This window comes from Microbacter sp. GSS18 (assembly GCA_029319145.1).
GTDB lineage: Bacteria > Actinomycetota > Actinomycetes > Actinomycetales > Microbacteriaceae > Microbacterium.
Window position 1 is genome coordinate 3,223,686 of the sequence record CP119753.1, and the last position, 13,388, is coordinate 3,237,073.

Genomic DNA, 13,388 nt, shown 5'->3' on the forward strand with positions numbered 1-13,388 from the left:
CGACCGACTAGGTGGCAATCTACGCCTGCCGGACCGGCGGATCAAGGGCCGCCCGCCGGGGCTCAGGCGGTGAGCAGTCCGATCAGCTCGCGGTAGCGCGCCGCCGTGCGCTCGACGATCTCGGCGGGCAGGGCCGGGGGCGTGCCCTGCTTGTCCCAGTGGGCGGCGAGCCAGTCGCGGACGATCTGCTTGTCGAAGCTCGCCATGCGCTCCTTCGGCGTTGTGCCGGTGCGCCATGCCTCGGCATCCCAGTAGCGCGACGAGTCGCTCGTGAGCACTTCGTCGGCGAGGGTCATGACGCCGTCGGAGTCGAGCCCGAACTCGAACTTGGTGTCGGCGAGGATCAGCCCCTTCGCTTCGGCGATCGCCGCCGCGCGCGCGTAGATCTCGAGCGAGAGGTCGCGCAACTCGGTCGCCCGCTCGGCGCCGACGAGCTCCACCGACTGCTCGAACGTGATGTTCTCGTCGTGCTCGCCCATCGGCGCCTTGTAGGCCGGCGTGTAGATCGGCTCGGGGAGCCGATCGCCGTCCACAAGACCTGCGGGCAGCGGAATGCCGCACACGGTCTGCGTCTGCTGGTACTCGGCCCAGCCCGAGCCGGTCAGGTAGCCGCGCACGACGCACTCGATCGGCTGCATGTCGAGCTTCTTCACGATCATCGCGCGGTCGGCCACGGCCGCCGGCGGCGTCGCGCCGGGAACGAGGTGGTTCGGGATCGGGCGCCCGCCGTCGGCGCCCGCGAGCCGGCCGAACCACCACAGGCTGAGCGAGGTCAGCAGGGCGCCCTTGTCGGTGATGCCGGGGTCCAGCACATGGTCGAACGCGCTCACGCGGTCGCTGGCGACCACGAGCATCCCCTCGCCGTCGTCGGCGGGCTCGTACAGGTCGCGGACCTTGCCCGAGTAGACATGGCGCCAGCCGGGGAGGTCGAGCGGGGACGAGGGTGCTGCGGAGTCCGTCACCCGCCCATTATCGCCCGCGCACCCGGGCGGGTCAGTGCTCGACGACGCGGGCGGCGATGTCGGTGCGGAACTGCCCGCCCTCGAGCCCGATCTCATCGAGCGCACGGTACGCGCGGCCGCGGGCCTCGGCGAACGTCGTGCCCATGCCGATGACGTTCAGCACGCGGCCGCCCGTCGCGACCAGCCCTTCGGCGGCCTCGGCCGTCGCGGCGTGAGCGAGGTGGACGCCCTCGACGGCTTCGGCCGCTTCGAGGCCCGACAGCGGGCGTCCCGTCAGGGGGGCCACCGGATAGCCCTCGCTGGCGAGCACCACGGTCACGGCGACCGCCTCGGCGAACGCCGGGCGGGCGAAGTCCTCGAGGTGGCCGGAGGCCGCGCCCAGCAGCAGCTCCGACAGCGGGTCCACGAGCCGCGGCAGCACCACCTGCGTCTCGGGGTCGCCGAAGCGGGCGTTGAACTCGATGACCTTCACGCCGCCCTCGGTGAGGATGAGTCCGGCGTACAGCAGCCCGATGAACGGCGTGCCCTCGGCATCCAGCTGCCGGATGACCGGCTCGGCGACCTCGCGCGTGACGAGATCCACGAAGGCGTCCTCGCCGCCGAACCGCTCCAGCAGCCACGGCAGCGGCGAGTACGCGCCCATCCCGCCGGTGTTGGGGCCGGAGTCGCCGTCGCCGAGGCGCTTGAAGTCCTGCGCGGGGCTGAGCGGAAGCACGCGATCGCCGTCGCTGAGGAAGAACAGCGACACCTCGGGGCCCGAGAGGAACTCCTCGACGAGCACCGATCCCCCCGCCAGGTACGTGTCGGCGTGGGCGAGCGCGGCGTCGCGATCGTCGGTGACGATGACGCCCTTGCCCGCGGCGAGCCCGTCGGCCTTGACCACGTGCGGCGCGCCCAGCTCGTCGAGGGCGGCTTCGACCTCGACGCGCGTGCGCGCGCGGACGGCGCGGCCGGTGGGGACGCCGGCGGACTCCATGATGCGCTTCGCGAAGGCCTTCGAGCCCTCGAGCTGCGCGGCCGCCCTGCCGGGTCCGAACACCGGGATGCCGCGCTCGCGCAGGGCATCGGCGACCCCGGCGACGAGGGGCGCCTCGGGGCCGACCACGACGAGGTCCACGGCGTTCGCATTGGCGAAGTCCGTGACGTCGGCGGGGTCGTTCGGGTCGACGTCGACGAGCGTCGCGTCGCGGGCGATGCCGGCGTTGCCGGGGGCCGCGAGGATCTCGTGCTCCGCCTCTTCGGAGCGAAGCGCCAGGATGATGGCGTGCTCGCGCGCGCCCGAGCCGAGGACCAGAACCTTCACCCTTTCACCCTACCCAGCGCCCCCACCCGCCCGTCAGTGAGACGTGACCGCGTGACAGCACCGGGATCGGGCTGTTTCGCGTGCAATCACGCCGTGACGTCGAGATCGCACCGGGGCACGGGGCGGGGCAAGGGCCGGGGAGGGGGAGGGACTACCGTGGTCCCGTGCCCCGCAGGATCTCGACGGAAGACGGACGCGACGCGCTCGCTGCGGTGCGCGCGGCATCCGCCGACGGGGCGCCGCCGCCGCGCACGGCGCACGCGACGGCCGTCCGCTACCTGCTCCAGCTGCTGGCAGAGAAGGCGCCGGGCCACAGCGTCGAGGTGCGCGTGCCGCCGTTCGGCGCCGTGCAGGTCGTGGAAGGGCCCCGGCACACGCGAGGCACCCCGCCCAACGTCGTCGAGACCGACCCGACGACGTGGCTCGCCCTCGCGCTCGGCGACGAGGGGTGGGCGGATGCGGCGGCGGCCGGACGCATCGTCGCCAGCGGCACACGCGCCGACGTGTCGCACCTGCTGCCGCTGCGGCCCTGACCCCTCCGGCGACAGCCCGCCGCGGGGGTGGGACACTGGAACCATGGCACGCATACGCGGCGCCGCCGCGGATTCGCCCGATGATGACGACCACGTCGTGGACGACGAGGTCGTCTCGGTCGTGGTGCGCCGCTCCCCCCGCTACGGCCGATTCCTCATGATCGGGCTCTTCGGCGGGCTCATCGTGGCCGGCATCCTCACCGCCGTCGAGGCGGCGACCGGCGACCCGGGCGGACCGCTCTCGACCGGCGCGTCCGGCTTCCTCCGGGTCTTCGGCGCGCTCGCCGCGGTGTGCGTCGGCGCCGGGCTGGCGATCATGGGGGTGCTCGCGATCGTGCTCGACCGGGTCGTCGGCCGCCGCATCCGCCCCGAGACGGCCGAGCGCGCGACGGTGCTCACCGACGATCTGACCTCGCCGGTCACCGACGACCCGCCTCGCTGGATCGGCGACGCCGACGTCGACCCGGATGCCGGCGGCGACGAGCCCCGCCGGTCGGCCGGGAGATAATGGACCAATGCCCGAATCGCCCGAGAACCCCGACACGACGCCGGCGACGCCCGCCTCCACCAACGAGCGCGTCGAGACGGTGCGCGTTCGGCGCGCGCCGAAGATCTCGGTGTTCCTGCTGGCCGGCGCCGCCCTCGGCATCCTCACCGCCATGATCCTCACGTTCGCCTTCGGCGGGACCGACGAGGTCAGCCCGAACACGGGTCTGGAGTACTCGCAGGCGCAGGTCTTCGGCTTCCTCGCACTCATCGGCATCGCCGTGGGCCTGGCGCTCGGCGGCGGCGTGGCGCTGATCCTCGACCGCGTGTCGCTGCGCCGCGCGCAGGACGTCGCGGTCGATCACGAGTCGGTGCACTCCGAGGACTGATCCGCACGCGGCGGCCGCTGCGACGGCGACATCGAAACGGGCCGCTGACGCGACCTCGGCCCGCTACGCCAGTTCCGCGATGATCGGGTGGATCGCCGCGTCGAAGGCGGCCACGTCGCCGCGCAGGCCGTCGGTCACCGCGACCGTGAGCGAGCCGATCCACCACACTCCGCGCTGCGAGAGCGGGAGCACCTGCACGTTGAGCTCGAACGAGTGGGCGCGGCGCCCGACCTGCCGCTCGTGCTCGGCGATCGCGCTCGCGTACGCACGGTACGCCGTGCCCGTCCCGGCGTCGCGGGCGTAGCGGGCGTGGGTGGACTGGGCGAATGCGACGGCTTCGGCGGCGAGCGGGGCCATGGCGGCCTGCAGCCGGTCGGCGCCGGACACCGGCAGCGCCACGAGCGTCTCGTAGCCGTCGAGCAGCTCGAGCGGCACCGGGGACGGGTGCGCCTGCGGCTCCACCGTCATCGCCCAGTACTCGCGCCACTGGCGCTCGAGCGTCTCCTGCTCGCGCTCGCCGCGCGAGACCTCATGGCCGCGGATGCCACGCAGCTGCGGCAGCTCATCGGGGGAGCGGATGCCGAGAACCTGCCGCACATAGAGCGCGACGAGCACCGGTTGGCTCGCATCCTCGCGGATCAGCCACTCGGGTGTCCCAGCCCCGCCCATGCGGCCATTGTATGGCGAGCCCGGCCGCCCGGGGTCGGCGCGCCGGGCTCGGCGGATGTCCAGGCGCGGCGCGGGTAGGCTGGAGGCGTGGGCTCCCCTTCTCGTGACGCCTCTGCGAACCCCTATACCGAAGCCGGTGTCGATACGGCCGCCGGCGACCTCGCCGTCGAACTGATGAAGTCGGCCGTCCGCCAGACGCACGGTCCCGAGGTGCTCGGCGGCGTGGGCGGATTCGCGGGCCTCTTCGACGCATCCGCGCTGCGCGCGTACGACAAGCCGCTGCTGGCCACCAGCACCGACGGCGTCGGCACCAAGGTCGCCATCGCGCAGGCGATCGACAAGCACGACACGATCGGGCAGGACCTCGTCGGCATGGTGGTCGACGACATCGTCGTGGTCGGCGCCAAGCCGCTGTTCATGACCGACTACATCGCGTGCGGCAAGGTCTTCCCCGAGCGCATCGCCGACATCGTCCGCGGCATCGCCGAGGGCTGCTCCTCCACCGGCACGGCTCTGGTCGGCGGCGAGACCGCCGAGCATCCCGGGCTCCTCGGCATCAACGACTACGACGTCGCGGGCGCCGCGACGGGTGTCGTCGAGGCGGGCCACGTGCTCGGCGCCGACCGCGTACGCGCGGGGGACGTCGTGCTGGCCCTCGCCTCGAGCGGCCCGCACTCGAACGGCTACTCGCTCATCCGCCACATCGTCACCGGTGCCGGCATCGCGTACGGCGACAACGCCGCCGACTTCGGCACCACGTGGGGCGAGGCTCTGCTCGAGCCCACGCGGCTCTACACCAGCCCGCTGCTGCGCCTGCTCGCGCAGGTCCCGGGCGCCGTGCACAGCCTCAGCCACGTCACCGGCGGCGGCATCGCCGCGAACCTCGCGCGCGTTCTGCCCACCGGCACGTGGGCGGAGGTCGACCGGTCGACCTGGTCGCCGCCTCCGGTGTTCCGCGTGCTCGCCGACCTCGGCGACCTCGACCTGACGGCGACCGAGGGGACATGGAACCTCGGCATCGGGTTCCTCGCGGTCGTGTCGGCCGACAAGGCCGATGCGGCCACCGCCGCCCTCGTCGAGGACGGCATCGCGACCTGGCAGGTCGGCGTCGTCGGCGACGGCGCGCGCCCGGCCGGCGAATTCGAGCAGGGCGCGAAGGGCGTCGACGGCGGAGCCGTCCGCCTCGTGGGCACGTACGCGGACGGAGCGAAGTAACACCCCATGTGCGGAATCGTCGGGATGGTGGGCCGCGGCCCCGTCAACCAGGAGATCTACGACTCGCTGCTGCTGCTCCAGCACCGCGGCCAGGACTCGACCGGGATCGCCACCGCCGAGCCGAGCGGCGTGTTCCACGTCCGCAAGGCCAAGGGCCAGGTGCGCGAGGGCTTCCGGACGCGCGACATGCGGGCGCTGCTGGGCAACCTCGGCCTCGGCCACGTGCGCTACGCCACCAAGGGCACCGCCTCCAGCGAGGAGGAGGCGCAGCCGTTCTACGTCAACGCCCCCTACGGCATCGTGCTGGTCCACAACGGCAACCTCACCAACACGCGCGAGCTCACCGAGGAGCTGTTCACCAAGGACCGCCGGCACCTCAACACCTCGAGCGACACCGAGCTGCTCGTCAACGTCCTGGCCAACGAGCTGCAGTCCTCCATCTCGGGGCTCGAGCTCGATCCCGCGCAGGTCTTCCAGGCCGTCACGCGGGTGCACGAGCGGGTCGAGGGCTCCTACGCCGCCGTCGCCCTCATCGCCGGTTACGGTCTGCTGGCCTTCCGCGACCCGTACGGCATCCGTCCCCTCATCCTCGGCACCCGCAAGAACGAGGACGGCACGTACGAATGGGTCGTCACCAGCGAGTCGCTCGTGCTCGAGAACGGCGAGTTCGAGGTCGTGCGCGACGTCCTGCCCGGAGAGGCCGTCTTCGTCGACCTCGACGGGCACCTGCACACGCAGCAGTGCGCGCCGGATCCGAAGCTCATGCCGTGCTCGTTCGAGTACGTCTACCTCGCCCGGCCCGACTCGATCATGAACGGCATCTCGGTCTACGAGGCGCGACTGCGCATGGGCGACCGCCTCGCCGACACGATCGCGAAGTACACCCCGGCGGGCTCGATCGACGTGGTCATGCCGATCCCCGACTCGTCGAGGCCGGCCGCGATGCAGGTCGCCCGCAAGCTCGGCATCGAGTACCGCGAGGGCTTCTACAAGAACCGCTACGTCGGCCGCACGTTCATCATGCCCGGCCAGGCGGTGCGCAAGAAGAGCGTGCGTCAGAAGCTCAACGCGATGTCGAGCGAGTTCAAGGGCAAGAACGTGCTGCTCATCGACGACTCGATCGTGCGCGGCACGACCTCCAAGGAGATCATCCAGATGGCGCGGGATGCCGGCGCCACCAGCGTCACGTTCGCCTCGGCGGCCCCGCCGGTGCGCTACCCGCACGTCTACGGCATCAACATGCCGTCACGGCACGAGCTCGTCGCCCACGGGCGGACCATCCCCGAGATCGCGGAGGAGCTCGGCGCGGATTACATGGTCTACCAGGAGGTCGAGGACCTGAAGGCCGCGATCCTCGAGGGCTCGGACGTGGAGGATCTCGACATGAGCTGCTTCGACGGCCACTACGTCACCGGAACGGTGTCCGAGGAGTACCTCTCGTGGGTCGAGGGCACGCAGGAGTCCTGACGGTCACAGGCCTTCGTGGAACTCCTCGATGAGGCTGTCGACGACCGCCTCCATCGCGGCGGTGTGATCCGATCCCGCCGCCTCGGCGCCCGCCACGGTCGCGCGCTGTCGCGTCGCGGATGTGCCCGAGGACGCGATCGCGGCGATGCGTTCGAGCTCGTCCCGGCAGCCCAGCGCGTCCGCGTCCTCGGCGACGAGCTCGATGAGCTCCTCCATGAGCGGGGGGAACGGCTTGATCGTCCCGGCCCCGAAGTCGATCATCCCCTCGGAGACGCCGTACCGCTGGGCGCGCCAGCGGTTCTCGCCGACGAGGAAGCGGCCGTAGGTGCGCCAGCGCTGATTCTGCGTGCGCAGGCGCCACAGCATCCGCAGGATCGCCTGTGTCGTCGCGGCGAGGGTGAGCGCGTCCTCGAGGCGCGGTGAGACGTCCATGATGCGCGTCTCGAGCGTGGGATACGAGTGCGAGGGGCGGATGTCCCACCAGATCTTGGACGTGTTCTCGATGATGCCGAGGTCGACCAGCACGGCGACGGAGCGCTGGTACTCCGCCCAGCTGGAGTAGTCGGGCGGAAGTCCGGTGCGCGGCAGGTTGTCGAACACGGATACGCGGTAGGACGCCATGCCGGTGTCCTCGCCCTGCCAGAACGGCGAGGACGTCGACAGGGCCAGCAGGTGCGGCAGGAAATACGACATCTGGCGCATCAGGTCGATGCGCAGCGCGTCGTCGCCGATGCCGACGTGCACATGGTTGCCGCAGATGAGCAGGCGCCGCGCGACGCCGGCGAGATCGCGCTCGAGACCGTCGTACCGATCCTTGCGGGTGTGGTGCTCGCGCTTCCAGTCGGCGAACGGGTGGCATGCAGAGGCGATCGGCGACAGCCCGTAGCGGGCCGCATGCTCCGACACCGTGGCGCGCAGGCGCCGCAGGTCGTCGCGCGCCTCGCCGATGTCGGCGCACACGCGCGTGCCGATCTCCACCTGGCACTGCTTGAACTCGGGGCTGACCTGCTCCTGCAGATCAGCCTGCAGGGCCTCCAGATAGCCCTCGGGGGCGACGGCGAGGGCGCGCGAGTCCCGGTCGACGAGCAGGTACTCCTCCTCGATGCCGACGGTGAACGCGGGCTCGTGCACGCGGGCTCCTTCCGTGCGCTGTTCGCACCATCTCAGCGTCTGCCGACCCCGGTCGCAAGGCCCTTCGACCCGCGCGTCGCGCACGCGACCGCGCCGCCGTCTGCGCTCAGCCGTCGCGGGCGGGATTCACAGGTGGTTCGCGACCAGCGGTGTTAGCGTCGGGCCATGACGCTCGCACCGGTGCAGCCTGCCGATCCCGCCGTCGAGCCGGGACACCTGGAACAGGTCGTACGTGCCGAGATCGTCGAGGCCGAGGACCCCGAGCGACGCATCCGCCGCCGCATGCGGCTCATGCGCGAGTGGGTGGCCGCGCATCCGCGCATGGAGTTCGCCTACCGTGCGGCCGTCGCGATCGTCGGCGTGACGATGGTGATCGGCGGACTCATCCTCGTGCCGCTTCCCGGCCCGGGATGGCTGATCGTCTTCCTCGGGCTCGCCGTCCTGGGGACGGAGTTCCACTGGGCGCGCCGGGTCGCCGCGTGGCTGAAGAGCCTGCTCGACCGCTTCTGGGTGTGGTGGCGGGCTCGGCGCACGCGAAAAGCCGCCGCGAAGGCGGCGGCTGATCGGCTGGTGAGGATGGAAAGCGGGCGCTAGGCCCTTTCCAGTTCGTCCTCGTCTTCGTCGTCGTACTGGTCAGCCCACTTGTCGACGTACTCCTCGTCGTTCGACGGGTGACCCAGTTCACGCTCGAGCGCCGCGTAGTTGACGCTGTACGTGTCGTACTTGAGTTCACGGGCGATCTTTGTGTGCTTCGCCTTCTGACGGCCACGCCCCATGCGAGACCCCCTCATTTCAGAGTCGCGGGCTGTGCGCGGGTTTTCCGCTGCATACACCCGGGCATTCACGAATCCGGCACGCGCCGGTAAGAGTAGCATTCAGGATACCACGGTGCTTCGGTGCCCCGGCGGTGCCGAGATCGGCTCTCGTGGCGACGATGCTGAAGGGCGAATCACATGGCCGACGAGGAATACGGGGTCGACCAGGTCGACGCCGGGGACGCGACCACCCACGGAGCCGTCGTCGCGGCGGTGGTGCCCGGTCAGTCCCCGCGCGTGCTGAAAGAGGCGATGCACTACGCGCGCCTCCTCGACGCCCCGCTGCTTGTCGTCCACGTCGACGTCACGCGCTTCGTGACCTACGAGGACCCCGACGGCTACGTGCACTCCGCGCCGATCGACGTCAACATCGCCTCGGGCGAGAGCGACCTCGAAGAGGTCCGTCAGTCCGCCGACGACGTGCTCGCCGGCAGCGGCCTGACGTGGAGCATCCGTCAGCTGGTGGGCGATCCCGCGCTCGCCCTGAAGCACCTCGGCGACAAGATCGACGCCAGGATCTTCGTCGTCGGCACCCGCAAGCACGGCTTCGGCGAGTCGCTGCGGGAGTTCTTCACGGGATCGGTCGCCGCGCGGCTCTCCCACCGCCAGCACCGGCCGGTCCTCGTCATCCCGCTGGGCGAGCCCGTCCCCGACGACGAGGACCCCTGGTCCGCCTGACCGGTTCAGCCGCGCAGCGTGCGCGTGACGTCGCGCGCGATGCGGTCGAGTCCGTCCACGAGGTCGTCCACGAGGGTGTCGGCGAGCTGCCCGCCCTGTGACACGAACGTGCGCAGGTCGCTGCGCACGCGCACCCGGAAGTCGTTGACCGCGGCGTCCGCTCGGTTCAGCTGCTCCCGGCTGCGCACCCGCGGGTCCGCGCCGGGCTCGTCGCGTGGGGCGCCGGCGCGCTCCTGGCGGGTGGCCGAGGCGAGGTCGGCACGCAGGCTCTTCATCGCCTCGCGCACGCTGCCGCGCACCTCGTCGGCGATGAGGCGCACCGAGTCGGCGAGCCCCTCCTCGATGTCCTCGAGCTCGCCCGAGCGAGCGGCGACCTCGGCGCGCCCGGCCTCGGTGATCGCGTAGATCGTCTTGCGGCCCTCGACCGTCTTGGTCACCAGGCCCTCCTCTTCGAGCTTCGCCAGCCGCGGGTAGACGGTGCCGGCGCTGGGGGTGTAGGTGCCGCCGGTGCGGTCGGACAGGGCCTGCATGATGTCGTACCCGTGGCGAGGTCCTTCGTTGAGCAGGCTCAGCAGGTACAGGCGCAGATCGCCGTGCGAGAAGACCGGTGCCATCACCGCTCCTCCCCTCCGGATGCCGCCGCCGACGTGTCGTCGGCGGCCGAGGTCTCCGTGCCGGCGGGACGGCGCAGCACGGTCAGATCGCCCGAGACGGAGTTCAGCCGGACGTCGGCGAACGAGCCGCTGAGCTCCCCCGTCGAACCCGCGTAGTTCGACATGGCCGAGGTGGACCGGACGATGCCGTCGATCTGCACGCGTCCGCTGACGCTGCGCGCGACGTAGTTGGCCGCGAGCCCCTCGTCCATCCGGATCGTGATGTCGCCGCCCACGGTGTTCACGCCCACCGAGTGCACGGGGCCCGTCGCGTCGATGAGCACGGAGCCGGCGACGGTGTCGGCGGTCGCCTTGCTCACCTCGCCTGTGACGGCGACATCGCCCGACACGCTGTTGGCGTTGACGGCACCCACGAGGCCTCGGGCCTGCACGTCGCCTGAGACGGCGTTGGCGATGAGGTCGCCGGTGAGGCCGTCGACGAGGATGTCGCCCGAGACGGTGTTGACGCGGGCGTCCGTGGTCAGGCCCGAGACGAGCGCGCCGGCGGACACCACGCCGAGGTTCAGAGCCACCGAGCGGGGGACGGCCACGCTGATCTCGGCCTTCGGTCCGCCCGCGCCGAAGTTGCGGAACACCTCGAGGAAGTTGTCCCAGCGCAGCTGCGGATGGTCGATCTCGACGGCGTCGCCCGTCACCTCGATGCGCAGATCCTTGACGGTGACGCTGTGGACCTCGATGCGCGCGCCGGGCTCGTCGTGGGCGATCACGTCGATCTGGCCGCCCACGAGGCCCGCCTTGAGGCTGCTGATGTTCTCGAGGTCGATCACCCGGGTCTCACCCGGGTGGACGATCCACTTCTCCAGGGTCATGTCGTTCTCCTTACGACGAAGACTATTCGCGATATATCGCGTCTTCAGAATAACACGATATATCGCGAGTTGGAAGACCGTGGGGTCACGACGGTTGACATTGACGCAACGTCAAGCTCTACCGTGAGTCGGGACGGAAGGAGGACGACATGGACTGGTCGATCCAGCACATCGCGCAGCTCGCCGGCACGACCAGCCGGACATTGCGTCACTACGACGACATCGGGCTCCTCGCGCCGACGCGCGTCGGCTCCAACGGCTACCGGTACTACGACCAGACCGCCCTCGTCCGGCTGCAGCGGATCCTGCTGCTGCGCGAACTCGGACTCGGCCTGCCGCAGATCGCCGAGATCGTCGACCGCGAGGCCGACGAGCAGACGGCGCTCGAGCGCCACCTCGCCTGGCTCCGCCAGGAGCAGGCGAGGCTCGAGCGTCGCATCGCCTCCGTCCGGACCACCATCGAAGCCCTGAGAGGAGGTGAACGACTGATGGCAGAGAACATGTTCGACGGCTTCGACCACACGCAGTACAAGGACGAAGTCGAGCAGCGCTGGGGCAAGGACGCCTACGCCGACAGCGACCGCTGGTGGCGCGGCAAGACCGCGTCCGAGAAGGACGCGTTCACGCAGCAGGCCGCCCGGCTGCAGAGCGACTGGATCGCCGTCGCCGAGAGCGGCGCGCCACCCGACGGCGAGCAGGCCGCCGAGGTGGCCGCGCGCCATGTCGCCTGGCTCACGGGCATACCCGGCACGCCGGCGGCGAGCGGCGACCCCGCCGCGCTCAAGGCGTACGTCACGGGCCTGGGCGACATGTACGTCGCCGATCCGCGGTTCGCGGCGAACTACGCCACGAGCGCGGGCGGCACGCTCGGCGCCGAGTTCGTGCGCGACGCGCTCGCCGCCTACGCGGCGGCGCATCTGTGAGGCCCGCGCATGAGAGAGCGGATGCCGCAGGCCCCCCGGCCGCGGCATCCGCTCTCTGGTCTGAAGGCGATCCGGTCAGCGCCGGCTGCCGCTGATGACTCTGAACAGCAGCACGATCAGCGCGATGATTCCGGCGATCAGCGCAACCCACAGCAGCCAGCTGAGGGCCTCTCCGAGCCCTCCGACGATGGCGAGGACCACGGCGACGACGATGATGATGATCAGGGCGAGGTTCATGCGGATGTCTCCTTCTCTCGCCGGCGCTCATTCGCGCCGGATGCCTCGTGGGCACGGAAGACACTCTGGCACCGTCCCCCCATCACGGCGGTGGGGCTTGACGCGCTCGATGCGGCGGTGCTATCCGCCTGCGATGGCCGGAAGGCAGGCCACCGGTCCGTCCGGCCGATGCGGGTACGGTGGGCCCCATGCCGCAGCCCGTCGACACCCGCACTCTCGGGCTGGTGGTCGCGGGCGGCGCGGTGGGCGTGCTCGCGCGGGCCGCGATCCTCTCGCCGGTGGCCGACGCCGATGAGGCCGTGTGGGTGACGTTCGCTGTCAACATCGCGGGCTCGCTCATGCTGGGCGTCGTGGTCGGCGTGCTCGGCGACCGCAGCCCGTCGATGCGTGCGTTCCTCGGCACCGGCGCCCTCGGCGGGTTCACGACCTACAGTGCGTTCGCGGTCGCCTCGGCTCAGCTGATCTCCGTCCCCTGGCTCGCCCTGGTGCTCATGGCCGCATCGCTGGCCGCCGGCGTCCTCGCCGCGCTCGCGGGGCTCTTCATCGGCCGGCGCATCGCCGACGTGCCCGGTGAGGTCGAACGCGCCGAGGATGCCGAGTGAACATCGGGCAGCTGCTCCTGATCGCTCTGACCGGCGGCATCGGCGCGGGACTGCGCTACAGCCTCGACCGGTGGCTGACCCGCGTTCCGGGCGAGTTCCCCCGCGGCATCCTCGTCGTCAACGTGTCGGGTTCGCTGGCCCTCGGCATCGTCACGGGCCTCGGCGCGGCGGTCCTGCCCGCCGGCGTGCTCGCCGTGATCGGCACCGGGCTGCTGGGCGGCTACACGACCTTCAGCACCGTGTGCGTCGAGTCAGTGCTGATCGCGCAGCGGCGACGGCGTCGCGAGGCGATCGCCAACCTCCTCGGCACGCTGGCCCTGGCGGTGATCGCCGCCGGCGTCGGCCTCGCCACGGGGCTGTGGGCGGCAGGGCTCGCCGGCTGAATCACGCGTCGGCTCCGCGCCCGCTTCGCCCAGGCTGAGCCGTGAAATACTACAAGTCCCGATACATCCGCGTATTCGCGGCCGGGCACACCACAGCACACCCCGACTCCGA

At 71.2% G+C, this 13,388-nt stretch carries 18 protein-coding genes; 10 read left to right on the forward strand and 8 right to left on the reverse strand.

The window, feature by feature from the left end; all coding sequences use genetic code 11:
• Positions 1–62: 62 nt before the first annotated feature.
• The gene (locus P0L94_14905) at positions 63–962 is read right to left on the reverse strand and encodes a phosphoribosylaminoimidazolesuccinocarboxamide synthase (GenBank protein WES63746.1); all 900 of its coding nucleotides are present in this window, start codon (positions 960–962) and stop codon (positions 63–65) included.
• Positions 963–993: 31 nt separating this feature from the next.
• The gene (purD, locus tag P0L94_14910) at positions 994–2,265 is read right to left on the reverse strand and encodes a phosphoribosylamine--glycine ligase (GenBank protein WES63747.1); all 1,272 of its coding nucleotides are present in this window, start codon (positions 2,263–2,265) and stop codon (positions 994–996) included.
• A 164-nt stretch (positions 2,266–2,429) separates the two neighbouring features.
• Between purD and P0L94_14915 the strand changes: the two genes are divergently transcribed.
• From P0L94_14915 to P0L94_14925, 3 genes are read left to right on the forward strand one after another with little or no spacing between them, the layout of a single operon-like run.
• Positions 2,430–2,798 (forward strand): sterol carrier family protein, encoded by a 369-nt coding sequence (locus tag P0L94_14915; GenBank protein WES63748.1) that lies wholly within the window; start codon positions 2,430–2,432, stop codon positions 2,796–2,798.
• A gap of 43 nt (positions 2,799–2,841) precedes the next feature.
• A complete protein-coding gene (locus P0L94_14920) occupies positions 2,842–3,306 on the forward strand; it encodes a hypothetical protein (protein WES63749.1) in 465 nt (154 codons plus the stop codon).
• A gap of 7 nt (positions 3,307–3,313) precedes the next feature.
• On the forward strand, positions 3,314–3,673 hold the full coding sequence (locus P0L94_14925; GenBank protein ID WES63750.1) for a hypothetical protein: 360 nt from the start codon (positions 3,314–3,316) through the stop codon (positions 3,671–3,673).
• Positions 3,674–3,736: 63 nt separating this feature from the next.
• Here P0L94_14925 and P0L94_14930 read toward each other — a convergent pair whose 3' ends face one another.
• The gene (locus tag P0L94_14930) at positions 3,737–4,342 is read right to left on the reverse strand and encodes a hypothetical protein (protein ID WES63751.1); all 606 of its coding nucleotides are present in this window, start codon (positions 4,340–4,342) and stop codon (positions 3,737–3,739) included.
• 87 nt (positions 4,343–4,429) lie between these two features.
• Between P0L94_14930 and purM the strand changes: the two genes are divergently transcribed.
• Both purM and purF read left to right on the forward strand, forming a co-directional pair.
• Positions 4,430–5,557 carry a phosphoribosylformylglycinamidine cyclo-ligase gene (purM, locus tag P0L94_14935; protein ID WES63752.1) on the forward strand — a complete coding sequence of 376 codons (1,128 nt, stop codon included), beginning with the start codon at positions 4,430–4,432 and terminating at the stop codon, positions 5,555–5,557.
• A 6-nt stretch (positions 5,558–5,563) separates the two neighbouring features.
• A complete protein-coding gene (purF, locus tag P0L94_14940) occupies positions 5,564–7,024 on the forward strand; it encodes an amidophosphoribosyltransferase (GenBank protein ID WES63753.1) in 1,461 nt (486 codons plus the stop codon).
• 3 nt (positions 7,025–7,027) lie between these two features.
• Here the strand turns inward: purF and P0L94_14945 are convergent, their stop codons facing one another.
• Positions 7,028–8,155: a carboxylate-amine ligase gene (locus P0L94_14945; GenBank protein WES63754.1), complete on the reverse strand. Its 1,128-nt coding sequence runs from the start codon at positions 8,153–8,155 to the stop codon at positions 7,028–7,030.
• Between the two features lie 165 nt (positions 8,156–8,320).
• Here P0L94_14945 and P0L94_14950 point away from each other — a divergent pair, with 165 nt between their 5' ends.
• Positions 8,321–8,749, forward strand: a complete 429-nt coding sequence (locus P0L94_14950; GenBank protein WES63755.1) for a TIGR02611 family protein — start codon at positions 8,321–8,323, stop codon at positions 8,747–8,749.
• Here the strand turns inward: P0L94_14950 and P0L94_14955 are convergent.
• Positions 8,746–8,931 carry a DUF3073 domain-containing protein gene (locus P0L94_14955; protein ID WES63756.1) on the reverse strand — a complete coding sequence of 62 codons (186 nt, stop codon included), beginning with the start codon at positions 8,929–8,931 and terminating at the stop codon, positions 8,746–8,748. The genes P0L94_14950 and P0L94_14955 overlap by 4 nt on opposite strands.
• 177 nt (positions 8,932–9,108) lie before the next feature.
• Here P0L94_14955 and P0L94_14960 point away from each other — a divergent pair, with 177 nt between their 5' ends.
• Positions 9,109–9,648, forward strand: a complete 540-nt coding sequence (locus P0L94_14960) for a universal stress protein (protein ID WES63757.1) — start codon at positions 9,109–9,111, stop codon at positions 9,646–9,648.
• Positions 9,649–9,653: 5 nt separating this feature from the next.
• On the opposite strand, the gene P0L94_14965 is transcribed toward P0L94_14960, so the two are convergent.
• Together P0L94_14965 and P0L94_14970 are read right to left on the reverse strand one after the other, a co-directional pair.
• Positions 9,654–10,262 (reverse strand): PadR family transcriptional regulator, encoded by a 609-nt coding sequence (locus P0L94_14965; GenBank protein ID WES63758.1) that lies wholly within the window; start codon positions 10,260–10,262, stop codon positions 9,654–9,656.
• Complete coding sequence (locus tag P0L94_14970) at positions 10,262–11,131, reverse strand: DUF4097 family beta strand repeat-containing protein (GenBank protein WES63759.1); 870 nt, start codon at positions 11,129–11,131, stop codon at positions 10,262–10,264. Before P0L94_14970 ends, P0L94_14965 begins: the two co-directional genes overlap by 1 nt.
• A gap of 149 nt (positions 11,132–11,280) precedes the next feature.
• On the opposite strand from P0L94_14970, the gene P0L94_14975 reads away from it, so the two are divergent.
• Positions 11,281–12,054, forward strand: a complete 774-nt coding sequence (locus P0L94_14975; protein WES63760.1) for a MerR family transcriptional regulator — start codon at positions 11,281–11,283, stop codon at positions 12,052–12,054.
• A gap of 75 nt (positions 12,055–12,129) precedes the next feature.
• On the opposite strand, the gene P0L94_14980 is transcribed toward P0L94_14975, so the two are convergent.
• Positions 12,130–12,291: a hypothetical protein gene (locus P0L94_14980; protein ID WES63761.1), complete on the reverse strand. Its 162-nt coding sequence runs from the start codon at positions 12,289–12,291 to the stop codon at positions 12,130–12,132.
• A 188-nt stretch (positions 12,292–12,479) separates the two neighbouring features.
• Between P0L94_14980 and P0L94_14985 the strand changes: the two genes are divergently transcribed.
• Together P0L94_14985 and P0L94_14990 are read left to right on the forward strand one after the other, a co-directional pair.
• Entirely contained in the window at positions 12,480–12,893 is a 414-nt protein-coding gene (locus P0L94_14985) for a CrcB family protein (GenBank protein ID WES63762.1), read from the forward strand.
• On the forward strand, positions 12,890–13,276 hold the full coding sequence (locus P0L94_14990) for a CrcB family protein (protein ID WES63763.1): 387 nt from the start codon (positions 12,890–12,892) through the stop codon (positions 13,274–13,276). The genes P0L94_14985 and P0L94_14990 overlap by 4 nt, the downstream gene beginning before the upstream one ends.
• The last annotated feature ends 112 nt before the right edge of the window (positions 13,277–13,388 follow it).

Bases quoted from the DNA above. Each gene is read 5' to 3' on its own strand.
- P0L94_14955 (WES63756.1), bottom strand. From the start codon at position 8,931: ATGGGGCGTGGCCGTCAGAAGGCGAAGCACACAAAGATCGCCCGTGAA.
- P0L94_14925 (WES63750.1), top strand. From the start codon at position 3,314: ATGCCCGAATCGCCCGAGAACCCCGACACGACGCCGGCGACGCCCGCC.
- P0L94_14965 (WES63758.1), bottom strand. From the start codon at position 10,262: ATGGCACCGGTCTTCTCGCACGGCGATCTGCGCCTGTACCTGCTGAGC.
- P0L94_14960 (WES63757.1), top strand. From the start codon at position 9,109: ATGGCCGACGAGGAATACGGGGTCGACCAGGTCGACGCCGGGGACGCG.
- P0L94_14950 (WES63755.1), top strand. From the start codon at position 8,321: ATGACGCTCGCACCGGTGCAGCCTGCCGATCCCGCCGTCGAGCCGGGA.
- P0L94_14980 (WES63761.1), bottom strand. From the start codon at position 12,291: ATGAACCTCGCCCTGATCATCATCATCGTCGTCGCCGTGGTCCTCGCC.
- P0L94_14930 (WES63751.1), bottom strand. From the start codon at position 4,342: ATGGGCGGGGCTGGGACACCCGAGTGGCTGATCCGCGAGGATGCGAGC.
- P0L94_14920 (WES63749.1), top strand. From the start codon at position 2,842: ATGGCACGCATACGCGGCGCCGCCGCGGATTCGCCCGATGATGACGAC.
- purF (WES63753.1), top strand. From the start codon at position 5,564: ATGTGCGGAATCGTCGGGATGGTGGGCCGCGGCCCCGTCAACCAGGAG.
- P0L94_14970 (WES63759.1), bottom strand. From the start codon at position 11,131: ATGACCCTGGAGAAGTGGATCGTCCACCCGGGTGAGACCCGGGTGATC.
- P0L94_14985 (WES63762.1), top strand. From the start codon at position 12,480: ATGCCGCAGCCCGTCGACACCCGCACTCTCGGGCTGGTGGTCGCGGGC.
- P0L94_14975 (WES63760.1), top strand. From the start codon at position 11,281: ATGGACTGGTCGATCCAGCACATCGCGCAGCTCGCCGGCACGACCAGC.